This is a genomic window from Pseudomonas sp. EA_35y_Pfl2_R5 (genome assembly GCF_963970805.1).
GTDB lineage: Bacteria > Pseudomonadota > Gammaproteobacteria > Pseudomonadales > Pseudomonadaceae > Aquipseudomonas.
On sequence record NZ_CAXAOW010000006.1, the window covers coordinates 93,076 to 116,598 of the forward strand.

The following is a 23,523-nucleotide window of genomic DNA, read 5'->3' on the forward strand; positions in this document are numbered from 1 at the left end:
GCCGCCATCAATTTCCCGAGGCCCATGCCATGAAGAAGATCCTGCTACTCAACGGCGGTAAACAGTTCGCCCACTCCGCTGGTCGTTACAACACCACCCTGCACGACACCGCACTGGCCTTTCTCGATCGCGCCGGCTTCGACCTCAAAAAGACCCATATCGACAGCGGCTACGACGTCGCCGAGGAAGTGCAGAAATTCCTCTGGGCCGACGTGATCATCTATCAGATGCCAGGCTGGTGGATGGGCGCGCCCTGGACGGTGAAAAAGTACCTCGACGAGGTGTTTACCGAAGGCCACGGCAGCCTCTACGCCAGCGACGGCCGCACCCGCTCGGACGCCTCGCAGAAATACGGCAGCGGCGGCCTGATTCAGGGCAAGCAGTACCTGCTGTCACTGACCTGGAACGCGCCGCAGCAAGCCTTCGACGACCCGACTGACTTCTTCGAAGGCAAGGGCGTGGACGCCGTCTACCTGCCCTTCCACAAGGCCAACCAGTTTCTCGGCATGAACGCTCTGCCAACCTTCCTCTGCGTCGACGTGATGAAGCGCCCCGCCATCGAGACCGACATCCTGCGCTACGAGCAGCATCTGGCGCAGGTGCTGCGCTAAGCAGCCGACCTTAGCGGCAGAGGGGTAAGGCCAACAGCTGCGCCCCAAGCCAGCCGACCAGGTACACACCAAAGCCGAACACCAGATGGGTGACCAACGCACGCAACCTGACCTGCCAGGGATTGGCCATCCGCGAGGCCGCCAATCCCATGCCGAACCCCGGCTGCATCAGCAGCAACGGTGCGGCCACGCTAGCAACGCCGAGCAACAGCGCCGGTAGCAGCGTTGGCCGGCACAGCCACTGCGGCCCCACCAACAGCACAAACAGGCCGGTAAAGGCCACGCCGATCAGGTAATGGCTGCACCAACCCAGCAACCGCTCGCCACGCACCGGTTGCGCCTTACCGATGGCCGCATGCTGAAAACGGCCATGGCGCATATACCCCAGCCAGCGGCCGACCAGGGCATAGTCCAGCGAGGCAATGCCGAACAAGCGCCGCCGCGCCAGCGCCCAGGCATCCATCAGCAGCGTTGCACCCACGCCCACCAAGAGCACCTGCAGGATCAATTGACTGTGCATATCCACCTCTTTTGCTTTGTCTGAAAGGCTGTTTTGATAAGCCTGCCAGTTCAAGTCAACTTGAGGTCAAGGATGAAAGAGATGGATATCGGCAAAGTCTCGCACTGGTCCGGTTTGCCGGCGTCGACGCTACGCTATTACGAAGAGAAGGGCCTGATCCGCTCCATCGGCCGTAACGGCCTCAAGCGAGTATTCAGCGAATCGGTGATCCAGCGCCTGGCACTGATCGCCCTCGGCCGCGAGGCGGGGTTTTCCCTGGATGAAATCGCTAGCATGCTCGCCGCAGGCACCCAGCCAGTGATTGATCGCGCACAACTGCAAGCCAAGGCCGACGAGCTGGACCGCAGCATCAAACGCCTAAGCGCCATCCGCGACGGCCTGCGCCACGCGGCATCCTGCCCGGCGGAAAACCATTTGGAATGCCCGAAGTTCCAGCAACTGATGAACCTGGCCGCGCGCACCACAGCCAGAGCCAGGGTTCATCCGCCGATCAAGTAACACGTTTGCTCGGTATAACCGCCGTTACGGCGCGCCAAACATTGCCGTCCAGTTTGTAGGGTGGACAACGCGAAGCTTGTCCACCTTGATGAGCAACCCCCCAATAACAGCCAACTGCGCAATACGCGTTAGGCTTTTCGACCCGCAAAACCCCTACGCCTCAACGTCGCCGGCTGCCTACGGCGCGCCAAACACTACCGTCCAGTAAATCCCCGCGTCGCTCTTGGGATCGTTGGCGTAGGCCGCGCCCAGTTCGCTAAATTGCGGGTTCATCAGGTTGGCGCAGTGGCCGGGGCTGGCCACCCAGCCGTCAACCACTTTGCTCGCGCTATCCAGACCGGCGGCGATGTTTTCACCGACGCGCTGGCCGCTGTAGCCAGCAAGTTCTGCACGGTCGCCGGGGGTGCGGCCGTCAGGGTCCAAGTGATCGAAGAAGTTGCCATTGGCCATAGCCCGGCTGTGGGCTTCGGCGGTGCTGCCCAGGGTGGCATTCCACACCAGTGGCGCAGCAGCGGCAAAACTCTGGTTGCCACATTGGCGCGCCGTGGCGCGGGCGCTATTGAGTTGTTCAAGCAGCTTCTGCCCTTCTGCCTGCCAGTCACCCAGACGCGCCGCCAGTAATGGCCGAGCCAGGAGGATGCGCCATTCGCGGTCCTGCTGATTGACGCCGATATCGACAAACTGCGGATCGAGCACGATCTTGCAGAAGCTCTCCTGCAACACCTTAAGCGCCGCCGCTGCATCACGCGGGCCGGACAGGCTGATGGCCTGCACGTTGACCATCGGATAACCCGCCGCACTCATTGCCTGCTGCAGATCCCCCGAGCGACCCACCGGCTGCACCAGACGTGGATCAGCCGTCAGCGGCGGCAGCTCGGCGGAGGCCTGATCGCCACAACGCTGCACTTCGCTGCGGTAGCTGTTGATTAAGCCGAGCAGTTGCGCCTCCTCGGCGGCCTGCGCACCCGCAGCGCACAACAACGCCACCCCCAGAGCGGCGAACGTCCGAATAAATTCCTTGCTAGCCATAAATCCCCTCGACCTGAGCATGCGGTATGCCCATCACTGTGGTCGGGTGATCTTGGCGCACCTCGCGTGCTGAAACCAGCCCAATGCGCAGGTAGCGCAGCTGGCGAACTCGGCAGCAGATCCGAGACGACTTCTTAAACGTAAATGCTGACGCCACCCCTGGCCTGCAACCAATCGCGGTAGGTGGTCAGCGAGTCGGTCTGCTGCTCACCGTTGTAGCCGATAAAGCTGTCAGTCTTGTCTAGGCCTGCATCGACCAGCTTGTTGATCTGCGCCAGCAGCTTGGCGGCGTCTTCACGGTCCAGTTCGGCGACATCTGGCAGAGCAATTTTCGAGGTATCGCTCTCCTGCTCAGCCACCGGGCGGAAGCGATCACTGGCAATCGCGTTGCTGGCGCCGCTGCTCTCGGCGTGCATCGCGCGCAGCAGGCCTCCGCGGCTGTTGGCCACCATGCCGCTGGCAAAGCGGCGGATTTCCGCAAGCGGGTCCGGCGCGCTGGTCGGTTTTTCGGTACTGCTGCCACTGCCTGCAGCCCCGGCCGGGCTGGGTTTGGAAGCGTTGGTGAAGTAGCTCGGCAGTGGCGAGTTGTTGGAAATACTGGTCATGGCGAATCCCTGCATAGGTCAGCTGGCAGGCATTTCTGCAGAATATGGGCCAATCCCTGACAAGCCAGTAAAACCAGGGCTTAGCGCCCATTCCGCCTTGGACAAAGAGGCACTACTTTGCCGCCTCAGGCCGGCTGTTGCCGCTGCAGTGCCCAATCCGGGCCCGGAAACGACAGCGCCCCCGCAGAAAACTGCGGGGGCGCGTGCGATACGTGGATGGGGCAGCCAGCCTGGCCGGCCGCCCGGAGTGTTTTGTTAGACCGCGCGCAGCTGCTCCTCGGCGAGGAAGTCCTCTTCCAGCAATGCATCCTGGCCCATATCAGCCGACTGGTTGGTGTGCAGAGGGGTGGCGCGCTTGCTGCGCAGCTTGCCGAATTGGTGCTCAAGGGCATGGTGCAGTTTTTCGATGGAGCCGTCGATGGCCTGTTCCAGTGACTCGGCCTTGTGGGTGACGGAAATAGGTTGCAGGCCCTTTGGCCGTGCTTCGATCTGGCAGCGCTTGTCATGCGCGCCGGCTTTGGCACCGTTGTCGTCATGTAGATGGACAACGATACGGGTCAACTCGTCATCGAAGCGCTCCAGCTTGCTGGCAACACTGGCACTGACCCACTCAACCAGACGGGCACTGCCTTCGATGTGGTTATCGCTGTGAACTTGGATTTGCATATAGCTTTCCTTCTTCAACTGTTCGCGAATAGCGTCGCCAAGCAAGGCGACGACTCCAGCCTACGCCACTCAGCCCCCCTTTAGGCAAGTACTAAGACGTTGGTCGTAACCACAAATCTGCAGCGCAACCACCGCTGGTTGGCTGCAGCCCTTGCGCCCCGTGAGTTGCAAGGCTAGGGCTGCAAATCAAACAAAACTTTTCCGCTTTCCATATCGCACGGCATAGAGAAATGCTCATGGGCGATCAGCCATTGCCCGCCCTGTAGGCGGAAACACTGGCTGACGCGCATCCAGCTGCTCTGCATTTCGCCCTTGTCATCGCTGCCGCCACAGTGGAACAGGTAGTGCACCACGGCCAGCCCATCACTGAGCAAAAAGCTCGGCTGATGGATCTCAAATAACGCCTGGCCACTGCACATTTCCATGCAGGCCTGCCAATGCGCCTGATAGGCGGCGCGCCCCTGGAAGCGCAGCGGGCCGATGGCGTCGTAGGCCACCACATCTTCGGCGTAGTGGCTGATGATCTGGCTGACATCCTTGCTGCGGCAGGCCGCGGCCCAGGAGTCCAGTTGCTGTTGAATCTGCGCTTGTGAATTGCTCATGGTCGTACTCCTTGCGTTTAGGGCTTGGTTGAGGCGCAGCAGCTGTGCGCTGCTGCCGGTTGCGGGTATTCGTCATGCAGGCGAGTCCAGTCCATGCCTTTGCCATCCAGATCAGGCATACCGTCCCAGCCTTCACCACGACCAAAGGGGGTAAGGTCGAGGTAATGGAAGCTGCTCATCAACATTTCCACACCACGGCCATAGCTGGAGTAGCAGTGATAAACCTCGGCACCATCGCGCAGAAAGACACTGACGCCGTGCTGTTCACCCTGCACGTGGTAATTCAGGCCCAGGCGCTGCAACTCGGCTTTGTCACGGTAGTTGTACTCCACCGGGGCGAGCTGCTCGTCGTTGGTCGCGTGGTAGTCGTAGTTAAACGTACTGCCCAATGAGGAATACCAGGGCAGGGTCCAGCCCATACGCCGCTGAAACGCCTGCAGAGCGGCCAAGGGCGCACGGGATACCAGTACCAGGGTGGTGTCGCGGGCATGCAGGTGGGCCTGGTGGCCGACATTGTCGACCACGCATGAACAACCGGCGCAGCCTTCTCCGCGGTCCGTGTGATACATAAAGTGGTAGACGATCAACTGGCTGCGCCCAGCGAACAGATCGACCAGGCTCACTTCACCTTCGGCCCCCTGAAAACGGTAATCGGCCTCGACCTTGACCATCGGCAGCTGGCGGCGCTCGGCATTGAGGGCATCGCGCTGCTGGGTCAGCGCCTTCTCTTTGGCCAGCAAGGCTTTGCGGGCAATCAGCCACTGCTCACGGCTGGCAATCTTGGGGTATTCAGGACGACTCATTTAAAGCACTCCTTTTCCGTTGATTGAGCAACGCGGGCAGCGTGCGCTCTAAACCTGCAGCTCGCGAACCGGACGGACTTCCACACAACCGACGCGCGCTGCCGGGATATGCCCGGCCAGTTGAATGGCTTCGTTAAGGTCACGCGCCTCAACCAGATAAAAACCGGCCAGCTGTTCCTTGGTCTCGGCAAACGGCCCGTCGATGATCGACAACTTGCCGCCACGCATACGCACCGTGGTGGCGGTCTGCACCGACTCCAGCGCTTCAGCGGCGAGCATGCGGCCGCTTTCTGCTACCGACTCGGCGTAGGCAAAACATTCCTCGTCACGTGGACTGTCAGGCGAGTTGTGCAGCTCATGCTCGTTGCTGTAGACCAGGCACAGGTATTTCATGACGTTCTCCGGGGGGTGTGGCGCGGTTACTGACTAATCGAATGGCGCGACGCTGAATCGACAGCGCCATACAAAATATTTTCAGGCCCGACCAACGGTAGCCAAGCTGCGCTTATCCGCCAGTCGGATGGCGGCTTAGCCGATCGGCAACTCGTCCAGGCGCATCTGCAGAAACTGCCGATCTGCGCCTTGCTGGGCCAGCTCAAGCGCCCGCTGATAAGCATCGCGCGCCGGCGCTACACGGCCCAGGCGGCGATTAAGATCAGCGCGAGCGGCATGGGCCAGGTGGTAATCGGCCAGCTCACCACTAGCCAGCAGCGCGTCAATCAACGCCAGGCCGGCTTCGGGGCCTTGCTGCATGGCCACCGCCACGGCGCGATTGAGTTCGATCACCGGCGAGGGATTGAGCCGCAGCAAGGCATCGTAGAGCCCGACGATCTGCGCCCAGTCGGTCTGCTCGGCGTGGGCGGCTTCGGCATGCACAGCGGCAATCGCCGCTTGCAGGGTGTAAGGGCCGAAACGCCGCGAATGCAGAGCCTGCAGCACCAGCGCGTCGCCTTCGGCGATCAGCGCACGGTCCCACTGGCGGCGGTCCTGCGCCTCCAGCAGCACCACTTCACCGCTGGCCGAGCTGCGCGCACTGCGCCGCGACTCGTGCAACAGCATCAGCGCCAGCAGGCCCTGCACTTCCGGCTCGGGCAGCAACTCCAGCAGCAAACGCGCCAGGCGGATGGCCTCATCGGACAGGTGCGCGCGAGTGAGCGAATCGCCGGAGCTGGCGAAATAGCCTTCGTTGAATACCAGGTAAATCACCCGTAGCACGGCGTCCAAACGCTCCGGCAATTCGCTGCGTCCAGGCACTTCATAAGGGATACGTGCATCGCGAATTTTCGCCTTGGCGCGAACGATGCGCTGCGCCAGGGTGGCGGGCGTGGTGAGGAAGGCGCGGGCGATGTCCTCGGTACCCAGATCGCAGACTTCGCGCAGGGTCAGGGCTACCTGGGCATCGCTGGCCAGCGCCGGGTGGCAGCAGGTGAAGATCAGCCGTAGGCGGTCGTCTTCGAGCAACTCGCCCTCGTCCAGCAGCGCGTCATCGGCCAACTCGACGTGGTCATCCAGGGGTTGAAAACGCCGCTGCCGGCGTAGGTTGTCGATGGCTTTGAAGCGCCCCGCCGACACCAGCCAGGCCCGTGGATTGGCCGGCACACCGCTCTGCGGCCACTGCTCCATGGCCGCGCGAAAGGCTTCGTGCAGCGCCTCCTCGGCCAGGTCAAAATCGCCCAGCAGGCGAATCAGGGTAGCCAGCACGCGGCGCGATTCATTGCGGTAGAGCTGCGCCAGCTGGGCCTGCCAGGCCGTATCCATCACGCCTCCCGCTAACAGAGTTATGTAGGGTGGATGACGCTGTTTTCATCCACCATCGCGGTTGGTGGATGGGTAAAGCGTCATCCACCCTACGACTTTCGTGGAGTTTCGTAGCCCGGATGCAATCCGGGGAAATCGGCTGATACCTCCCCCGGATTGCATCCGGGCTACCGCTCCTGGCTTAACTTTTCAGCCGATAACCGGTTTTGAAGATAAAGCCCACGGCCAGGATACACAGCAGCAGAAAGCCGAGAATCATCGCCAGGCTCAGGCCGACTTTGACGTCGGAGACGCCATAGAAACTCCAGCGAAAGGCGCTGATCAGGTACACCACCGGGTTGAACAGCGTCACCGTCTGCCAGGCCGGCGGCAGCATGCTGATTGAGTAGAACGCGCCGCCGAGAAAGGTCAACGGCGTGACAATCAGCGCCGGCACGACCTGCAGCTTCTCCCAGCCATCGGCCCAGACGCCGATGATGAAGCCGAACAGGCTGAAGGTCAGCGCAGTAAGCACCAGAAACGCCAGCATCCAGAACGGGTGGAGAATCTCGAAATCCACAAACAGCCGTGCGGTGAGCAGGATCACCAAGCCGAGAATGATCGACTTGGTAGCTGCCGCGCCGACATAGCCGACAAGGATTTCCAGGTAGGACACCGGCGCCGACAGCAGCTCGTAGATGCTCCCCGAGTACTTAGGCATATAGATACCGAACGAGGCGTTGGAGATGCTCTCTGTGAGCAGCGCCAGCATGATCAGCCCCGGCACGATAAACGCGCCGTAACTGACGCCCTGTACCTGGGTCATGCTCGAGCCGATGGCTGAGCCGAACACCACAAAATACAGCGATGTGCTGATTACCGGGGTGGCGATGCTCTGCAGCAGGGTGCGCCAGGTGCGCGCCAGTTCGAACAGATAAATGGCCTTGATGGCATAGAAATTCATGCGCGCGACTCCTTGACCAGGCTGACAAAGATTTCTTCCAGCGAGCTTTGGCTGGACTGCAAATCCTTGAAGTCGATGCCGTGCTGGGCCAGATCCTTGAGCAGCTCAGCGATGCCGGTGTGCTCGCTTTGCGCATCAAAGGTAAACACCAGGGCGTGGCCATCATCAGCCAGTTCCAACGCGTAGCGCGTAAGCTCGGCGGGAATGCTTGCCAACGGTTGCTGCAGTTGCAGGGTCAGTTGTTTCTTGCCGAGCTTGTGCATCAGCGCCTGCTTGTCTTCCACCAGAATGATCCGGCCCTTGCTGATCACCCCAATGCGGTCGGCCATTTCCTCGGCCTCTTCGATGTAGTGGGTGGTGAGGATGATGGTCACGCCACGCTCACGTAGACGGCGCACCATGTTCCACATATCGCGGCGCAGCTCCACATCGACCCCAGCGGTAGGCTCGTCGAGAAACAGAATCTGCGGTTCATGGGAGAGCGCCTTGGCGATCATTACCCGGCGCTTCATGCCGCCGGACAGTTCGAAAATCTTCGCGTCACGCTTGTCCCACAGCGACAAATCCTTGAGCAATTGTTCGAGATAGGCCGCATCGGGCTTCTTGCCGAACAGCCCACGGCTGAATTTCACCGTGGCCCAGACGGTCTCGAACACATCGCTGACCAGCTCCTGCGGCACCAGGCCGATCTGCCCGCGGGCGGCGCGGTAGTCCTTGATGATGTCCTTGCCACCCACCAGCACCCGCCCACCGCCTGGATTGACGATGCCGCAAATAATGCTGATCAGCGTGGTCTTGCCGGCGCCGTTGGGGCCGAGCAAGGCGAATATCTCGCCCTTGCGGATATCCAGGTCGATATTTTGCAGCGCCGGATGGCCGGATGCGTAGGTCTTGCTCAGTTGCTGAATCGAGATCACCGGTTGCACGGGATGGCCTTGGCTGAAGAATACAAGCGCAGAGTGTATGAAACCTTTGGGGGGGCGAAGCAAGCCCCGCGTGTACGGGCGGCAATGATGCAGTCTGGATAAGCGGCCCTTGAGACGAAACCGCCACGCCAGCATGATGGACCGCATGGACGCTATCCCTGCCATAACCACTTCGGCCGACGCTGCGCTGGCGACCTTCCACCCCGCGGTCGCGGCCTGGTTTCGCCAACGCTTCGGCGCGCCGACGCCGGCGCAGATCGAGGCCTGGCCGGCGATTGCCGCCGGCCGTTCGACTCTGGTGGCCGCGCCCACCGGCTCGGGCAAGACCCTGACCGCCTTTCTCGCGGCCATCGACGCCCTGGTGCGTGAAGGGCTGGCCCAGGGCGGCGAGCTGGCAGATCGTTGCAGCGTGCTTTACGTCTCACCACTCAAGGCGCTGTCCAACGATATCCGCATCAATCTCGAAGAGCCGCTGGCCGGCATCCGCGCCGAGCTGCAACGCCAGGGCCTGGCCGATGTGCAGATCCGCACCGGGGTGCGCACCGGCGACACCACCCAGGCTGAACGCCTGGCGATGCGCAAGCAGGCGCCGCATATCCTGGTGACCACCCCGGAATCGCTCTATGTGCTGCTCGGCTCCGAATCCGGGCGCGCGATGCTGGCCGACTGTCGCAGCCTGATCGTCGATGAAATCCACGCCATTGCCGGTAGCAAACGCGGCAGCCACCTGATGCTCAGCCTCGAACGCCTGGAGGCGCTGTGCCAACGACGCCTGGTACGCATCGGCCTGTCCGCCACGCAAAAACCGCTGGAGGCGGTGGCGCGCTTTCTGCTCGGCAGTCACCAAGCAGAGCCCTGCCATATCGTCGATATCGGCTACACCCGCGCCCGTGACCTGGCCATCGAAGTCCCGCCCGTGCCGCTCGATGCGGTAATGAGCAACGAAACTTGGGACAAGGTTTACGAACGCCTGGCCGAACTGGCGCAGCAACACCGCACCACCCTGGTGTTCGTCAACACCCGGCGCCTGGCCGAGCGCGCCAGCCGGCATCTGTCCGAGCGCCTGGGCATTGAGGCGGTCGCCGCCCACCACGGCAGCCTGGCCAAGGAGCTGCGCCTGGACGCCGAACAGCGCCTCAAGCGCGGCGAGCTGCGCGTGCTGGTCGCCACCGCCTCGCTGGAGCTGGGCATCGATATCGGCGAAGTCGAACTGGTCTGCCAGCTCGGCTCGCCACGCAGCATCGCCGCCTTCTTGCAGCGAGTCGGTCGCTCCGGCCACAGCGTCGGTGGCACACCCAAAGGCCGGCTGTTTCCGCAATCGCGCGACGAGCTGATCGAATGCGCCGCGCTGCTCGACTGCGTGCAACGCGGCGAGCTGGACGCCCTACAAATCCCCCATGCGCCGCTGGACGTGCTGGCCCAACAGATAGTCGCCGAGGTGGCCTGCCGCGAATGGGGCGAGGACGAGCTCTACCAGTTGCTGACTCGCGCTGCGCCCTATAACGATCTGCCCCGCGCCAGTTTTGATGCCCTGCTGAAGATGCTCAGCGAAGGCTACAGCGGCCGCCAGGGCGTGCGCGCCGCCTACCTGCACCGCGACGCGGTGAATCGCCGCCTGCGCGGCCGGCGTGCCGCGCGCCTGACAGCTATCACCAGCGGCGGCACCATCCCCGATGCCGGCGATTACAGCGTGCTGCTGGAACCCCAGGGCTTTCAGGTCGGCACCCTCAACGAGGACTTCGCCGTGGAGAGCCTGGCCGGCGACGTGTTCCAGCTGGGCAACCAGTCCTACCGCATCCTGCGCGTGGAGCCGGGCAAAGTGCGGGTCGAGGACGCCCAGGGCCAGCCGCCGAATATCCCGTTCTGGCTCGGCGAAGCGCCGGGACGTAGCGACGAGCTGTCGGCAGGGGTGGCGCGGCTGCGCGAGCAGGTCGAACAGCTCCTGAACCACGGAAACCCAATCGAAAACGCCATCACCTGGCTGATGCAAACCATCGGCCTCGACCTATCCGCTGCGCAACAGATAGTCGACTACCTGGCCCGTGCCCGCGCCGCCTTGGGCGGCCTGCCGACCCAGCAGCGGTTGGTGATGGAGCGCTTCTTCGACGAATCCGGCGGCATGCAGTTGATCATCCATTCGCCGTTCGGCAGCCGCCTCAACCGCGCCTGGGGCCTGGCGCTGCGCAAGCGTTTCTGCCGCAGCTTCAACTTCGAGTTGCAGGCCGCCGCCACCGAGGACGCGTTGATCCTCTCGCTGGCCACCAGCCACAGCTTCCCGCTGGACGAGGTGTGGCGTTACCTGCATTCCAACAGTGCCGAACAGGTGCTGATCCAAGCGGTACTGGATGCGCCGCTGTTCGCCGTGCGTTGGCGCTGGAACGCCGGGGTGGCCCTGGCCTTGCCGCGATTTGCCGGCGGGCGCAAAGTGGCGCCGCAGCTGCAACGCATGCACAGCGAAGACCTGCTGGCTACGGTGTTCCCCGACCAGGTGGCCTGCCTGGAAAACATCGTCGGAGAACGCGAAATCCCCGATCATCCGCTGGTCGCACAGACCCTCGACGACTGCCTGCACCAGGCCATGGACAGCGAGGCCTGGCTGGCCCTGCTGCGGCGCATGGAGGCCGGCGAGATCGAGCTGATCGCCCGCGACCTGCCGGCGCCCTCGGCGTTGGCCGCGGAAATCCTCAATGCCCGGCCCTATGCCTACCTCGACGATGCACCGATCGAGGAACGCCGCACCCAGGCGGTGCAGAGCCGGCGCTGGAGCGACCCTGCGTCCGGCGACGACCTCGGCGCCCTGGATGCCGAGGCCATAGATGCGGTGCGCGAGGAAGCCTGGCCCGAGGTACGCGACGCCGACGAAATGCACGAAGCGCTGCTGAGCCTGGGTGCCATCACCGAGGCCGAGGCGCAGGCCAATAGCGGTTGGCCGACCTGGCTGGCCCAGTTGGCCAAAGGCAAACGCGCCACCTGTCTGCAACTGGAGAACGCGCCTGATTTATGGTTGGCGGCCGAACGCCTTAGCCAATGGCAGGCGCTGCAGCCGCACGCGATATACAAACCGACCATCCAAGCGCCGGCTGGTTACGATACCGATTGGCAAGCGGACGCGGCCCTGGTTGAGCTGCTACGCGCTCGGCTTAGCGGCTTCGGGCCCTTGACCCTGACGCGAATCGCCGCTGATCTGCGCCAGGATGAATCGGCGATCAATCTCGCCCTGCTCGCCCTGGAACGCGAAGGCTATGTGCTGCGCGGGCGTTTCTCGCCAGGCAGCCTGAAAGAAGAGTGGTGTGAACGCCATCTGTTAGCGCGTATCCATCGCTACACGGTCAAACGCCTGCGCCGCGAAATCGAGCCAGTGGACCGCGCCGACTTTATGCGTTTTCTGTTCGACTGGCAGCGCGTGGCGCCGAGCAGCCGGGGGCGCGGCGCCGAAGCCCTGGCCGGGGTATTGGGCCTGCTGGAAGGTTTCCAGGCGGCGGCCGGCGCCTGGGAAAGCGAAATACTGCCGAGCCGAGTCAGCGATTACGGGATCAACTGGCTCGACGATCTGTGCCGCTCCGGACGGCTGATATGGTGTCGCCTGGCCGGGCGCAACCGCTCGGCCGGCGGTCCGCTGCGCAGCACGCCGATCGTGCTGCTGCCGCGCAAGAGCCTCGGTTTGTGGCGCGCCTGTTTGGGCGAAACGCCAACCGCCGAACCCTCGCCGCGCGCCGAACGTCTGCGTCAGGTGCTGGCCAACCAGGGTGCGCTGTTCTTCGACGAATTGCAGGACGAAGCGCATCTGCTGCGCAGCGAACTGGAGGATTGCCTCGGCGAACTGGTGGCCCTCGGCCTGGCTAATGCCGACAGCTTCGCCGGGCTGCGCTCGCTGTTGTTGCCAGCGGCCAAACGCAACCAACAAAAGCGCCGCGCCCACCGCGCCCTGGCCAATATGCAGGACGCCGGCCGCTGGGCGCTGCTGCGCGGTCGTGGAGAGGAAGCAGAAAACAAACTGAACGCCGAGGCCCTGGAACATATCGCCCGCACCTTGCTGCGCCGCTATGGTGTGGTCTGCTGGCGCCTGCTCGAGCGCGAGGCCGAGTGGCTGCCGTCCTGGCGCGAACTGCTGCGGGTCTACCAACGCCTGGAAGCCCGCGGCGAAATCCGCGGTGGGCGCTTCGTCGCTGGCGTGGTCGGCGAACAGTTCGCCCTGCCGGAAGCCGTCGCCCTGCTGCGTGAGGTGCGCAAAAGGTCAACCGAGGGCAGCCTAATCAGCCTCTCCGCCTGCGACCCGCTGAACCTGCTCGGCACCCTGCTGCCCGGTAACAAGGTGCCGGCCCTGGCCGGCAACCGCCTGCTATACCGCGACGGCGTGCCGGTAGCGAACCTGATCGCCGGCAAGACCCAGCTGCTGCAACAGGCCGACACTTTCACCGCAGGCGAATGGCAAGCCGCGCTGATCCGCCAACCCGGCCTGCCAACGCCCCCGAGTCAGCGCCCCTATCGCGCCGGATCGCAGCCCTAAAGCCAACCACGCTCATTGGTAGGTCGGGCTTGCGGCGATTGTCGCGGCGCACACCGCCACGCCCGCCATCGACCGCCGCGCCCCCGCCACAGCGCCAGCCCACTGCCGCGCGGAGGGCTTTTGCCCGCGTGCATACGTCACCTGATGAGATAGCCGACGCTCATTTATCCCTTGGCCTATGGTAAACAGGCATACCGCCGCAGCGCCGGCGATCTGATATCGAAACGAGGATTTGCGCATGTCCGCCAGACTGTTCCCCATCGGCTTGCTCCTGCTGGTCGCCCTGACCGGCTGCGGTTCCCGCGATACGGCGAGCGAGCAAGCCGCCGAGCCGCCCAGCGAATGCACCGCCGAGGCCGTACAAACCATGCTCGGCCAGTTCGCCTCGGCGGAAACCGTCGAACAGACCCGCCTGCAGGCCGGCGCGGAAAAGGTCCGCGTACTCGCCCCAGGCGACGCCGCCACCATGGATTACAACCCGCAGCGCCTGAATATCGATATCGATGAAAGCGAAGCGATTATTCGTCTGACGTGCGGGTAATGCGGCTCAGTCGTGACAGGTTGTTAGTCCTTAGTAGCGGTAACCACCTGCGGCGATAGTCGCTTGCAACTCGCGGGTCAGTGGCACATAACGGTCTGACCCTGGCAACCAGGCGTACAGCGGGTCACTGCAGCGGTCGAGGTCATAGGCCTGCTCCTTCAATGGCGCTTTCTTGTGTTTGAAGGTTCCGGTGGTTTCCATTTCCGCGCTCAAGCGCAAGAACAGCGGTACGGCGTAGGCCGGCAGCTCCTGGCGTAAGTGCGTGAGCAGCGCTTGGAAATCAAAATCCTTTGGCGCGCAGGCCAGACGGATACAGGCCATGCCAGCGCGGCCATTGGTGTTAGGCACCTCGACGCCATAGACCACAGTTTCGCTGACCCCTTCCACGCCATCCAGCACCGCTTCGACTTGGGTGGTGGAGACGTTCTCGCCCTTCCAGCGGAAGGTGTCACCCAGACGATCAACGAACTGCGCATGGCGAAAGCCCATATCGCGCATCAGGTCGCCGGTATTGAACCAGGCGTCGCCCGGCTCGAACACATCGCGCAGGATGCAACGCTCGGTGTCACGGGTATTGGTGTAACCATGGAACGGCGACTTGTCGGTGATCTTGCCCAGCAGCAGGCCCGCCTCGCCTTTGGCCACACGCTGCAGGTGGCCGTTCTCGCGCAGCGGCGCCTCGCGCTCCTGATCGTAGCGAACGATGGCGTAGGGATAAGGCGAGAAGCCCACGGTGTTGTCGAGATTGAGCAGGTTGGTAAAGCCAATATTGCCCTCACTGGAGGCATACAGCTCGACCACCCGCTCGACCGCGAAGCGCTGCTTGAACGCCTGCCAGATGCTCGGGCGCAGCCCGTTGCCGACCATCACGCGGATCGGGTTGGCGGCGTCGCTGGGGCGCGCCGGCTGGTCGAGCAGGTAACGGCACAGCTCGCCGACATAGCCGAAGGCAGTCGCCCGATGCCGCTCCACCTCATCCCAGAAACGGCTGGCGCTGAACTTGCGCACCATGATCAATGCCGCCTGGCCGGCCAGTACCGAGCCCCAGCACACCACCATGGCGGTGCCGTGATAGAACGGCAGGCTGACGTACATGCGGTCCTCGCGGCCCAAGCGCACGGCAGCAAAACCGAAGGCACCGTAGCCCTTCATAAAGCGCCCGTGGTTGAACACCACGGCTTTCGGCAGGCCGGTGGTGCCTGAGGTGTAAATATAGAAACAGGGGTCATCAGCGCGTACTGCGCGTTCCAGCAACGGCGCATCGACGGGATAGCCGTGCAGCAAGGCGGCTGGGTGCTGCCAGCCTGCGGGGGCCTCGCCAGGATCGCGCCAGGTTGGGCGGTCGGCAAAGTAGTGACAGGCATCGGCGGGCAGCGCCACCTCCGCTGCGATTTCCGTGAAAGCGTCCAGCAGCTCCTCACCCACCAGCACCATGCGCGGCGATGCCAAGCTGATGCTGTGGGCCAGCACGCGGCCGCGTTGACTGCTGTTGATCAGGGCGCTGACCGCACCGAGCTTGGCACAGGCGACCACCCCGGCGAGCAGCTCGAAGCGGTTCTCGAACATCAGCGCCACGCTGTCGCCCTGGCGCAGGCCATGAGCACGCAGATAGTGCGCCAGCTGGTTGGCCCAGCGGTCGAACTCGGCGTAGGTGAGTTGTTCGTCGCCCTGGATCAGCGCCACGCCATGCGGATTGTCGCGCGCCGCCTCCTCGATACAACTGGCCAGGCTGACGGGGTAATCGCCACGGCTGCGATTGCCAATATGCAACCCCTTGACGATAGCGGGCAGGTCGACAAGCAGACGCGGCAAACGAGACAGCAGGCGGGGCAAGGTGATCAGGTCAGCATGACTCATGGCGCAGGACTCCAGGCGGTGCGAAGCACTCGATGTTGTTTGCCGGTCAATCTAGTCGCTCGCTGCTGTGCGTTTAATAGCCAGAGGTTGCATCGCAGTGGCAATTTGTCTCACCGACGGCGCACAATCGAGCACCTCTTGGTTGGAAAAGGACATCCCATGCCACTGGCCCACACACCTAGCGCAACCGCTTCACAGTTGCTTGATCTGTACCTGTCTCTGCAGGGGTTCGACCTGGCCGGCCCGGATGACCTGGACGAATTGGGCGTCGAGCTGGAGCAGTTGAAAAACCTGGAGATGCGCGTGCCGGTGCGCTGGGCCTTGCACCTCTGGCAGCGCGCAGCCAGCCGTGGTGCACGTGCGGAGATCGGCCTGCTCGTTGGCCAGCAGCGCGGCCTGCACACCCGCGGGCCAGTTGCCCATTTGGCCGCACAGAGCGCCACGCTGGGTGAGGCCATTGAACTGTTTCGCCGCTATATCCCAGTGATGAGCGAGGGCGAGCACCTGCGCGTCGAGCCATTGGGCGGGCGGGTGCGTATCCACTTTCTGTTCAACGCGCCGTTGCTCGGCCACCCCGTAGTCAGCGAGCACAGCCTCAGTTCCGCGCTGTGCTGGGCGCGTCAGCTCACGGGGGTGCGACTGATGCCGCAGGCCGTGGGCTTTCGCCATGCACCACTGGCGCCCCCGACGATCTACCGGCAGGTATTCGGGGTGCAGCCACGCTTTGCCGAGGTCTTCGATTACCTCGATCTGCTGGAGAGTGATCTACAGCTAGCAGTGCTGGGGGCCAATGCCTATCTCAAGGACCTGATGCAGCAACGGGTCAGCGCCATGCAGGCTCAATTGCCAACGCAGCACAGCACCCGCCTGCAGGTGCTGCAGTTGATTGAGCAGAACCTGCTCAGCGGTGATTTGTCGGCAGACGGTATAGCGCGACACCTGGCCATCAGCCGGCAAACTCTGCACCGGCACCTGCGTGCAGAAGACTGCTGCTTCTCTGACCTGTTGGCCCAAGTACGTCGCCAACACGCGCTGCAACGCCTGCAGCAGCCCGGCTGCCGGATCGAGGCGCTCAGCCGCGAACTGGGTTTCAGCGAGCCAAGCGCTTTCTACAAAGCCTTCAAAGGCTGGTTTGGCCTGTCACCGAAAGCCTACCAACAACAGGTTGCCGGCGAGTCGACAGATTTAACTAAGGCTCGCAGACCGGGCATACTGGCGCACCTGTAAACCAGTCGGCCGCCCGTTTCCATGCGTATTCACGTCACCTTTATCGACCGCGTTGGCATCACCCAGGAAGTGCTGGCCCTGCTCGGTGGGCGCAATCTCAACCTGGATGCGGTGGAGATGGTGCCGCCGAACGTGTATATCGACGCGCCGACCCTGAGCCCCGCAGTGCTCGATGAGCTGCGCGAGGCGCTGTTCAAGGTCCATGGCGTGCAGGCGGTAACCGTCGTCGACATCCTCCCCGGCCAGCGTCGTCATCTGCAACTCGACGCCCTGCTCGCCGCCATGACCGACCCCGTGCTGGCGGTCGACAGCCAGGGCCGCGTGCTGTTGGCTAACCCGGCGCTGATTGAGCTGTCCGGCCAGCAACCTGATGGGCTGGGCATTGGCGAGCTATTCGCCGACCAGCAGTTGCAAACGGAACTGCTCGACCAGGGCTTCCGCCTGCCGATGCGCGAGGTCACGCTCAAGGGCCAGGCCCTGCTGCTGGATGCGCAACCGATCACCGAAGGCGTCGACGGCGGCGCACGGCATCTGGCCGGCGGTTTGCTTAGCCTGTACGCGCCGAGCCGTATCGGCGAACGCCTGGCGGCGCTGCACCATGACCACGCCGAAGGTTTTGATTCGCTGCTCGGTGATTCCGCGCCGATCCGCAGCCTGAAAACCCGCGCCCAGCGCGTCGCCACCCTGGATGCGCCATTGCTGATACAAGGCGAAACCGGCACCGGCAAGGAGCTGGTCGCACGCGCCTGTCACGCCATCAGCACGCGGCGTACTGCGCCGTTTCTTGCGTTGAACTGCGCGGCCTTGCCGGAGAACCTCGCCGAAAGCGAGCTATTCGGTTACGCCCCCGGCGCTTTTACCGGCGCCCAGCGTGGCGGCAAGCCGGGGCTGCTGGAGCTGGCCAACCAAGGCACGGTGTTTCTCGATGAGATTGGTGAAATGTCGCCTTACCTGCAGGCCAAGCTGCTGCGTTTTTTAAGCGACGGCAGCTTTCGCCGCGTCGGCGGGCAGAGCGAGGTCAAGGTCAATGTGCGCATCCTCAGCGCCACCCACCGCAACCTGGAAAAGATGGTCGGTGAAGGCGCATTCCGTGAGGACCTGTTTTATCGCCTCAACGTGCTTAACCTGGAAGTACCGCCGCTACGCGAACGCGGCCAGGACATCCTGCTGCTGGCGCGGCACTTTATGCAGCAGGCCTGCGCGCAGATCCAGCGCCTGCCCTGCCGCCTGACGCCCGACACCTACCCGGCGCTGCTGGGCAACCGCTGGCCGGGCAACGTGCGCCAGTTGCAAAACGTGATCTTCCGCGCCGCTGCCATCTGCGAAAGCAATCTGGTGCAGATCGATGATCTGGATATCGCCGGCACCGCTGTGGCCGCGCAGCAGGCAGAAGGCGAAGTCAGCAGCCTGGAAGCGGCGGTGGCCGCGTTCGAAAAGAATCTGCTGGAGAAGCTCTACCCCAGCCACCCTTCGACCCGGCAACTGGCAACCCGCCTGCACACTTCGCACAGCGCGATTGCCATGCGCTTGCGCAAATACGGGATTCCGGGCAAGCCGTAAATACGCCGCTCAGAACGTGCCGTGACGCCCAGTGCCTTCCTTGAAGCGCTGCGCGCCGGCCTGGGTTTCACCACTGGCGACCACCGCCATGCCGCCGACAAATTCATTAGCCATGGCTTCGGCGAACGGCAAGTCCCACTGCGCATAGGCGCTGGCGCGGTCGGCGAGCATACAACGTTGCGGGAAGCCGGCAATTTCCAAGGCCAGTTGCTGGGCGACGGCCAACGCGCTGCCAGCTGCGACCACCCGATTGACCAGCCCCATGCTTAGCGCCTCTTCGGCCATTACCGGACGCCCCGTCAGAATCAGATCCAGCGCGCGGCCCTGGCCGATAATCCGCGGCAAGCGCACGGTGCCGCCGTCAATCAGCGGCACGCCAAAACGCCGGCAAAACACCCCAAGCACCGCGTTATCGGCCATCACCCGCAGATCGGCAAGCAGCGCCAGCTCCAGGCCGCCGGCCACCGCATGGCCTTCGATGGCGGCGATCAGCGGTTTGCTCAGCTGCATACGGCTCGGTCCCATCGGCCCATCGCCCTCGGTTTCCAGGCGATTGGCGCGCTCAGCCCCTTCGGCCACAGCACCCAGGTCAGCGCCTGCGCAGAACGTCCCGCCGGCACCTGCCAACACCACCACCCGCGCTTGCTTATCGTCCTCGAAGGCTCGCAGGGCCGCAGCCAGCGCCTCGGCAGTTGGCCGATCGACGGCGTTGCGCACCTGGGCGCGGTTAATGATCAAGGTGGTAACTGGGCCAGTTTTTTCGATGATGACGCTCATGGCGAACTCCTGCGCAGTGTGTTCGATGTAGGAACGTCGGGACGCCCACGCCCATTGTCGCGATGGTCATTTCGCGGGCATGGCCCGCTCCTACAGCTAAAAAGCCGAAGGCCGGCATTTAGCCGGCCTTCACCTTAAAGCCCTGGGCGGTGGAAATCAGCCTGCTGACCGATCTCCCCGCCAGAGTGGCGCAATCAGAGGGCGAACTTCTGCAGGTTGGCCATCATCTCTTTCATCGCCTCGATATTGTCCTTCGGATGGGCCGCGCCCTCAAAGTCGCAAATCTGTGCAAAGTTGGCGGCCACATCCTCCGGGCTGTAGCCTTCACGCGGGTCGAAGCCGGCGCCCAGGCTGCGTTCCCAGCGCACTTTGCCCATCCAGCCACCGCCGACTTCGAACAGGCCGGAGGTTTCTTCGCAGGCGCTGCTCGCCAGGTACACCACCAGCGGGCTGACTAGCTCGGGCTTGAGCTGCTCGAACACCTGCGGCGGGATCAACCCTTCGGTCATGCGCGTGCCGCCGGTAGGGGCAATGGCGTTCACCAGGATGTTGTTCTTGCGCCCTTCGATGGCCAGGGTACGAGTCAGGCCGTACAGGCCCAGCTTGGCCATGCCGTAGTTGGACTGTCCGAAGTTGCCGTAGATGCCCGAAGTGGATGCGGTGAAGATGATGCGGCCATAACCCTGCTCGCGCATATGCGGCCAGGCGGCGCGGGTGACTTTGTAGGCGCCTTCGACGTGGACTTTGTAAACCAGATCCCAGTCAGCGTCTTCCATCTTATGGAAGGTTTTGTCGCGCAGGATGCCGGCGTTATTCACCACCACATCAATGCGGCCAAAGGTGTCCAGGGCGCACTGCACGATCTTCTCGCCGTCGGTCACCGAATCATGGTTGGCCACTGCCGTGCCGCCAGCCGCGCGGATTTCCTCGACCACTTTGTCCGCTGCCGAAGCGTTGGCGCCTTCACCGTGGGTGCTGCCGCCCAGATCGTTGACCACAACTTTGGCACCGTGTTTGGCGAACAACAGCGCATGGGCGCGGCCCAGACCGCCGCCGGCCCCGGTGACGATTACAACCTGGTCTTGAAAACGGATGGCGTCGCTCATGCAGCATTCCTCGGCAGATTAACAATGCTCCCGAGTGTCCAGCAGTCGAGCGCTGGTCACAATAGGTACGAGCAGCGCTGAATGGTGCTCGATAAGGTGGCAGGATGATCCTGCCACCCGAGCGCGGTTCACTGACTGGTTACTACTGACCGCCAGTACCAGCGCCGCTACCGGCACCGCTACCCGTACCACTGCCGGTGCCGCTACCACTACCAGTGCCAGTACCAGTGCCGGTACCTGCTCCACCGTTATTGGAGCCGCCGCCATTACCAGGCGCGGTACCCGTGCCGGTGCCGGTGCCGGTGCCGGTGCCGGTGCCATTATCCATACCCGTGCCAGTGCCAGTGCCAGTGCCATTATCCATACCGGTGCCGGTGCCAGTACCCTGGCCAGGGCTCGTGCCATTAGTATTGGCGTCGGTACCGTTATTCATACCGGTATCGGTATCAGCAGGTGGGATACTTGGTGGTACCGGCGAGGTTGGTCCAGCCGGGTCGGTAGGTCCGGTCGGTGAGGCACCGCCTGCCACAGCAGGTAAGGCGGAAAACGCCAGCAAGCCACTGAAGATCATTGCGCACAGCTTGGTTTTGTCATTCATCGTTCCATCCTCGTAGTGAGTGCGTACATAAAAACCGACTGTGCGCTGGCTTCGAGGGTTCGATGTTTTTGATCAGTGGTCGCGCAACTCACTCAAGCAGGCATTCAGGCCGGACGGATGAGGCTGAGGTGGTTATACAGATGCAGCACATGGGCCTGGGCATAGTCGGCATGGCTTAGCGCGCCGTAGGCAAAGTGCGGCTGCAGCTCGCCCTGGTAGGCGGCAAAGTCGGCAAAAGCCTGCTGCAAACGGTGCAGTGCCTGGGCTTGGCTGGCCGGCGAGTTTAAGGCCGCGGCACCTGGGATAGCCTCGTTCAGCGGATGGCGCATGGCCCCACGCGCGGCAAATACGCTAAACGCCAGCGGGCCAACGCTGCTGCGGAACCAGCCGGGCTTGAGTTCGGGATAACCGCTGATGGAGTACTCGATGCTCTGCGCGCAGTGGTTGAATACCTCGGCCGGGCTCCAGCCCTTGAGGCTAAGTAACGGCTGATCGACCAGGCCAGCCAGCAGCCTCCCGACTGCATCGAGGCTTACCGCAGCTGGCGCGTCTCCACTTGGCAATGCCCAGAAACCCGCGCCCAGCGCCGCCACACCGCCAAGAGCGGCGCCTTTCAGGACAGTACGTCGTTGCATCACTTGGCCTCCAGCCGTGCACGGAATTGCAAATAATGAGCGAGCACCTGATCCGGCGCTTCGGTCTGCGGATAATGGCCAATTTGCTCCAGCAGCACGGTGTCCGGCTGGGGGATCAGCTCGCGATAACGCGCCACCATATGCGCCCCGGAAATCGGGTCGACAGCGCCATCAATCACCCGCATCGGCACAGCAGTGGCCTGCATCGCCGCCACCCAACGCTCGCGCTGCACGCGGCGCTCGGGCATATAGCGGATCAACCGATGCATCACCGCGGGGCCGTTATTGGTGGCAATCAGGCTCCAGAAATCATCCAGCTCGCGGGCGCTTGGCTGGGTGTGCGGGCCGAACACCTGGGCAAAGCTCTGCGCCAGCTTCTTGCGGCTGAACAGTCGACCGATCAGCGGGCCTATGGGGCTGAGCAGCAGCTTCTGCACCAGTACCGGACGATGGGTTTCCGGAAACAGCCCACCATTGAGAAATACGCAACTGGCCAGTTGCGCGCGACCCTCTTGATGCCGTGCCAGCAGCTCTTGGGCCACGCTGTCGCCATAATCATGGGCCAATACATGCACCGGCTTCGCGATACCCAGATGCACCAACAGCGCCTGCTGCAGGTCGGCCTGTTCCAGCAGGCTATAGGCATGCCCGCGCGGTTTGGCCGAGTCGCCAAAGCCGAGCATATCGCAGGCAATCACTTGGTACCGCTCGGCCAAAGCGCTCCATAGGTAGTGCCAATCCCAACTGGCGGTGGGGAAGCCGTGAATCAGCAGCAACGGCTCACCCTGCCCGGCTGTCCAGTAGCGGATGCCATGGCCGTTAAAGCTGAAATCCCGGCCCGAGCTACGCCAATCCGCCAGGGCAATCCCAGGCAACGCGGTCATGCCGCATAACCCGGCATCTGTTGGTCAAGCTTGCGCAGCAGCGCCGGCCACGGCAGTGCGCCGCCCATGCCCTGCGGGCTTTTCATCACCCCGGCGATCATCGCCCGGGCACCGTCGAGAACCTGTTGCGGAATATGGATCAGCTCGGTGCCGCCGCTTTGCGCCATCACCTGAATCTCGCAGGCGCGCTGCAGGGTGAACATGCCGAGGAAGGCATCGGCGATGCTGCCGAAGGCGGTAAGCAGGCCGTGGTTGGGCAGGATCATAAAGTTCTTCTCGCCGAGATCCGCCTGCAGGCGCGACTTCTCATCATGGTTCAACGCCACGCCTTCATAGCCGTGGTAGGCCAGGCTGGCGAGGACGAACAGCGACTGCTGCGACAACGGCAGCAACCCCTGCTTCTGCGCCGACACGGCGATCCCCGCTGGCGTGTGGATATGCAACACGCAACCGACATCGTGACGCACTTCGTGCACCGCGCTGTGGATGGTGTAGCCGGCCGGATTGATGTCGAAGGGGCTGTCCATCAGCTTGTTGCCGGCCAGGTCGATCTTCACCAGGCTGGAGGCAGTAATCTCATGGAACATCAGGCCGTAGGGGTTGATCAGGAAATCTTCGCTGCCGGGAATCTTCGCCGATATGTGGGTGAAAATCAGGTCATCCCAGCCGTACAAGGCGACCAGCCGGTAACAGGCGGCCAGGTCCACGCGGGTCTGCCATTCGGCAGCAGACACCTGATCCTTGAGGCTGACAACAGGCAGTGCATGGGCAACGGTCATGATCGATTCCTCGGCTTTTGTTATTGAAGTGCCAAGGAGTCTAGCGAGGGATGCCGCAAAGGTGAGTCGCTCTGGCGGCCAGCGTGGTGGC

At 63.2% G+C, this 23,523-nt stretch carries 23 protein-coding genes; 6 read left to right on the forward strand and 17 right to left on the reverse strand.

Annotated features, from left to right (window positions below):
- The first annotated feature begins 29 nt into the window (after positions 1 to 29).
- Positions 30 to 611 carry an NAD(P)H-dependent oxidoreductase gene (locus AACX99_RS13010; RefSeq protein WP_339412367.1) on the forward strand — a complete coding sequence of 194 codons (582 nt, stop codon included), beginning with the start codon at positions 30 to 32 and terminating at the stop codon, positions 609 to 611.
- 10 nt (positions 612 to 621) lie between these two features.
- Here AACX99_RS13010 and AACX99_RS13015 read toward each other — a convergent pair whose 3' ends face one another.
- Positions 622 to 1,131, reverse strand: a complete 510-nt coding sequence (locus AACX99_RS13015) for a DUF2938 domain-containing protein (protein ID WP_339412368.1) — start codon at positions 1,129 to 1,131, stop codon at positions 622 to 624.
- Positions 1,132 to 1,203: 72 nt separating this feature from the next.
- Here AACX99_RS13015 and AACX99_RS13020 point away from each other — a divergent pair, with 72 nt between their 5' ends.
- Positions 1,204 to 1,629 carry a helix-turn-helix domain-containing protein gene (locus tag AACX99_RS13020; protein WP_339412370.1) on the forward strand — a complete coding sequence of 142 codons (426 nt, stop codon included), beginning with the start codon at positions 1,204 to 1,206 and terminating at the stop codon, positions 1,627 to 1,629.
- 177 nt (positions 1,630 to 1,806) lie between these two features.
- Here AACX99_RS13020 and AACX99_RS13025 read toward each other — a convergent pair whose 3' ends face one another.
- From AACX99_RS13025 to AACX99_RS13065, 9 genes are all read right to left on the reverse strand, one after another.
- Positions 1,807 to 2,658 carry a CAP domain-containing protein gene (locus AACX99_RS13025; RefSeq protein WP_339412372.1) on the reverse strand — a complete coding sequence of 284 codons (852 nt, stop codon included), beginning with the start codon at positions 2,656 to 2,658 and terminating at the stop codon, positions 1,807 to 1,809.
- Positions 2,659 to 2,792: 134 nt separating this feature from the next.
- Positions 2,793 to 3,263 (reverse strand): hypothetical protein, encoded by a 471-nt coding sequence (locus tag AACX99_RS13030; RefSeq protein WP_339412373.1) that lies wholly within the window; start codon positions 3,261 to 3,263, stop codon positions 2,793 to 2,795.
- 255 nt (positions 3,264 to 3,518) lie between these two features.
- A complete protein-coding gene (locus tag AACX99_RS13035; RefSeq protein ID WP_339412374.1) occupies positions 3,519 to 3,929 on the reverse strand; it encodes an HPF/RaiA family ribosome-associated protein in 411 nt (136 codons plus the stop codon).
- Positions 3,930 to 4,102: 173 nt separating this feature from the next.
- Positions 4,103 to 4,531 (reverse strand): YybH family protein, encoded by a 429-nt coding sequence (locus tag AACX99_RS13040; RefSeq protein WP_339412376.1) that lies wholly within the window; start codon positions 4,529 to 4,531, stop codon positions 4,103 to 4,105.
- Positions 4,532 to 4,548: 17 nt separating this feature from the next.
- The gene (locus AACX99_RS13045) at positions 4,549 to 5,334 is read right to left on the reverse strand and encodes a DUF899 domain-containing protein (protein ID WP_339412377.1); all 786 of its coding nucleotides are present in this window, start codon (positions 5,332 to 5,334) and stop codon (positions 4,549 to 4,551) included.
- Positions 5,335 to 5,382: 48 nt separating this feature from the next.
- Positions 5,383 to 5,727, reverse strand: coding sequence for a YciI family protein (locus tag AACX99_RS13050; protein WP_160013537.1), 345 nt, complete (start codon positions 5,725 to 5,727; stop codon positions 5,383 to 5,385).
- Between the two features lie 135 nt (positions 5,728 to 5,862).
- Positions 5,863 to 7,092: an RNA polymerase sigma factor gene (locus AACX99_RS13055; protein ID WP_339412380.1), complete on the reverse strand. Its 1,230-nt coding sequence runs from the start codon at positions 7,090 to 7,092 to the stop codon at positions 5,863 to 5,865.
- A gap of 181 nt (positions 7,093 to 7,273) precedes the next feature.
- On the reverse strand, positions 7,274 to 8,035 hold the full coding sequence (locus AACX99_RS13060; RefSeq protein WP_339412381.1) for an ABC transporter permease: 762 nt from the start codon (positions 8,033 to 8,035) through the stop codon (positions 7,274 to 7,276).
- Positions 8,032 to 8,961: an ABC transporter ATP-binding protein gene (locus AACX99_RS13065; protein WP_339412382.1), complete on the reverse strand. Its 930-nt coding sequence runs from the start codon at positions 8,959 to 8,961 to the stop codon at positions 8,032 to 8,034. The genes AACX99_RS13060 and AACX99_RS13065 overlap by 4 nt, the downstream gene beginning before the upstream one ends.
- Positions 8,962 to 9,106: 145 nt before the next feature.
- On the opposite strand from AACX99_RS13065, the gene AACX99_RS13070 reads away from it, so the two are divergent.
- Both AACX99_RS13070 and AACX99_RS13075 read left to right on the forward strand, forming a co-directional pair.
- Positions 9,107 to 13,468 carry a DEAD/DEAH box helicase gene (locus AACX99_RS13070; protein ID WP_339412383.1) on the forward strand — a complete coding sequence of 1,454 codons (4,362 nt, stop codon included), beginning with the start codon at positions 9,107 to 9,109 and terminating at the stop codon, positions 13,466 to 13,468.
- A 238-nt stretch (positions 13,469 to 13,706) separates the two neighbouring features.
- Positions 13,707 to 14,009, forward strand: coding sequence for an I78 family peptidase inhibitor (locus tag AACX99_RS13075; RefSeq protein WP_339412384.1), 303 nt, complete (start codon positions 13,707 to 13,709; stop codon positions 14,007 to 14,009).
- A gap of 30 nt (positions 14,010 to 14,039) precedes the next feature.
- Here the strand turns inward: AACX99_RS13075 and AACX99_RS13080 are convergent, their stop codons facing one another.
- Positions 14,040 to 15,866, reverse strand: a complete 1,827-nt coding sequence (locus tag AACX99_RS13080; protein WP_339412385.1) for a long-chain-acyl-CoA synthetase — start codon at positions 15,864 to 15,866, stop codon at positions 14,040 to 14,042.
- A 159-nt stretch (positions 15,867 to 16,025) separates the two neighbouring features.
- Between AACX99_RS13080 and AACX99_RS13085 the strand changes: the two genes are divergently transcribed.
- Both AACX99_RS13085 and AACX99_RS13090 read left to right on the forward strand, forming a co-directional pair.
- Positions 16,026 to 17,093 (forward strand): AraC family transcriptional regulator, encoded by a 1,068-nt coding sequence (locus tag AACX99_RS13085; protein ID WP_339412386.1) that lies wholly within the window; start codon positions 16,026 to 16,028, stop codon positions 17,091 to 17,093.
- A 21-nt stretch (positions 17,094 to 17,114) separates the two neighbouring features.
- Positions 17,115 to 18,653, forward strand: a complete 1,539-nt coding sequence (locus AACX99_RS13090) for a sigma-54-dependent transcriptional regulator (RefSeq protein WP_339412387.1) — start codon at positions 17,115 to 17,117, stop codon at positions 18,651 to 18,653.
- Between the two features lie 9 nt (positions 18,654 to 18,662).
- Here AACX99_RS13090 and AACX99_RS13095 read toward each other — a convergent pair whose 3' ends face one another.
- From AACX99_RS13095 to AACX99_RS13120, 6 genes are all read right to left on the reverse strand, one after another.
- Positions 18,663 to 19,430, reverse strand: coding sequence for a crotonase/enoyl-CoA hydratase family protein (locus tag AACX99_RS13095; protein WP_339412388.1), 768 nt, complete (start codon positions 19,428 to 19,430; stop codon positions 18,663 to 18,665).
- A 194-nt stretch (positions 19,431 to 19,624) separates the two neighbouring features.
- The gene (locus tag AACX99_RS13100; RefSeq protein WP_339412389.1) at positions 19,625 to 20,536 is read right to left on the reverse strand and encodes an SDR family oxidoreductase; all 912 of its coding nucleotides are present in this window, start codon (positions 20,534 to 20,536) and stop codon (positions 19,625 to 19,627) included.
- A gap of 142 nt (positions 20,537 to 20,678) precedes the next feature.
- Positions 20,679 to 21,134, reverse strand: coding sequence for a hypothetical protein (locus AACX99_RS13105; RefSeq protein ID WP_339412391.1), 456 nt, complete (start codon positions 21,132 to 21,134; stop codon positions 20,679 to 20,681).
- A 104-nt stretch (positions 21,135 to 21,238) separates the two neighbouring features.
- Positions 21,239 to 21,769, reverse strand: coding sequence for a DUF1569 domain-containing protein (locus AACX99_RS13110; RefSeq protein ID WP_339412392.1), 531 nt, complete (start codon positions 21,767 to 21,769; stop codon positions 21,239 to 21,241).
- Positions 21,769 to 22,653 (reverse strand): alpha/beta fold hydrolase, encoded by an 885-nt coding sequence (locus AACX99_RS13115; RefSeq protein WP_339412393.1) that lies wholly within the window; start codon positions 22,651 to 22,653, stop codon positions 21,769 to 21,771. The genes AACX99_RS13110 and AACX99_RS13115 overlap by 1 nt, the downstream gene beginning before the upstream one ends.
- A complete protein-coding gene (locus AACX99_RS13120; protein WP_339412395.1) occupies positions 22,650 to 23,432 on the reverse strand; it encodes a class II aldolase/adducin family protein in 783 nt (260 codons plus the stop codon). The genes AACX99_RS13115 and AACX99_RS13120 overlap by 4 nt, the downstream gene beginning before the upstream one ends.
- Positions 23,433 to 23,523: the final 91 nt, after the last annotated feature.

Coding starts and splice junctions, on each gene's coding strand:
- AACX99_RS13010 (WP_339412367.1), top strand. CDS start 30: ATGAAGAAGATCCTGCTACTCAACGGCGGTAAACAGTTCGCCCACTCC.
- AACX99_RS13015 (WP_339412368.1), bottom strand. CDS start 1,131: ATGCACAGTCAATTGATCCTGCAGGTGCTCTTGGTGGGCGTGGGTGCA.
- AACX99_RS13020 (WP_339412370.1), top strand. CDS start 1,204: ATGAAAGAGATGGATATCGGCAAAGTCTCGCACTGGTCCGGTTTGCCG.
- AACX99_RS13025 (WP_339412372.1), bottom strand. CDS start 2,658: ATGGCTAGCAAGGAATTTATTCGGACGTTCGCCGCTCTGGGGGTGGCG.
- AACX99_RS13030 (WP_339412373.1), bottom strand. CDS start 3,263: ATGACCAGTATTTCCAACAACTCGCCACTGCCGAGCTACTTCACCAAC.
- AACX99_RS13035 (WP_339412374.1), bottom strand. CDS start 3,929: ATGCAAATCCAAGTTCACAGCGATAACCACATCGAAGGCAGTGCCCGT.
- AACX99_RS13040 (WP_339412376.1), bottom strand. CDS start 4,531: ATGAGCAATTCACAAGCGCAGATTCAACAGCAACTGGACTCCTGGGCC.
- AACX99_RS13045 (WP_339412377.1), bottom strand. CDS start 5,334: ATGAGTCGTCCTGAATACCCCAAGATTGCCAGCCGTGAGCAGTGGCTG.
- AACX99_RS13050 (WP_160013537.1), bottom strand. CDS start 5,727: ATGAAATACCTGTGCCTGGTCTACAGCAACGAGCATGAGCTGCACAAC.
- AACX99_RS13055 (WP_339412380.1), bottom strand. CDS start 7,092: ATGGATACGGCCTGGCAGGCCCAGCTGGCGCAGCTCTACCGCAATGAA.
- AACX99_RS13060 (WP_339412381.1), bottom strand. CDS start 8,035: ATGAATTTCTATGCCATCAAGGCCATTTATCTGTTCGAACTGGCGCGC.
- AACX99_RS13070 (WP_339412383.1), top strand. CDS start 9,107: ATGGACGCTATCCCTGCCATAACCACTTCGGCCGACGCTGCGCTGGCG.
- AACX99_RS13075 (WP_339412384.1), top strand. CDS start 13,707: ATGTCCGCCAGACTGTTCCCCATCGGCTTGCTCCTGCTGGTCGCCCTG.
- AACX99_RS13080 (WP_339412385.1), bottom strand. CDS start 15,866: ATGAGTCATGCTGACCTGATCACCTTGCCCCGCCTGCTGTCTCGTTTG.
- AACX99_RS13085 (WP_339412386.1), top strand. CDS start 16,026: ATGCCACTGGCCCACACACCTAGCGCAACCGCTTCACAGTTGCTTGAT.
- AACX99_RS13090 (WP_339412387.1), top strand. CDS start 17,115: ATGCGTATTCACGTCACCTTTATCGACCGCGTTGGCATCACCCAGGAA.
- AACX99_RS13095 (WP_339412388.1), bottom strand. CDS start 19,430: ATGAGCGTCATCATCGAAAAAACTGGCCCAGTTACCACCTTGATCATT.
- AACX99_RS13100 (WP_339412389.1), bottom strand. CDS start 20,536: ATGAGCGACGCCATCCGTTTTCAAGACCAGGTTGTAATCGTCACCGGG.
- AACX99_RS13105 (WP_339412391.1), bottom strand. CDS start 21,134: ATGAATGACAAAACCAAGCTGTGCGCAATGATCTTCAGTGGCTTGCTG.
- AACX99_RS13110 (WP_339412392.1), bottom strand. CDS start 21,769: ATGCAACGACGTACTGTCCTGAAAGGCGCCGCTCTTGGCGGTGTGGCG.
- AACX99_RS13115 (WP_339412393.1), bottom strand. CDS start 22,653: ATGACCGCGTTGCCTGGGATTGCCCTGGCGGATTGGCGTAGCTCGGGC.
- AACX99_RS13120 (WP_339412395.1), bottom strand. CDS start 23,432: ATGACCGTTGCCCATGCACTGCCTGTTGTCAGCCTCAAGGATCAGGTG.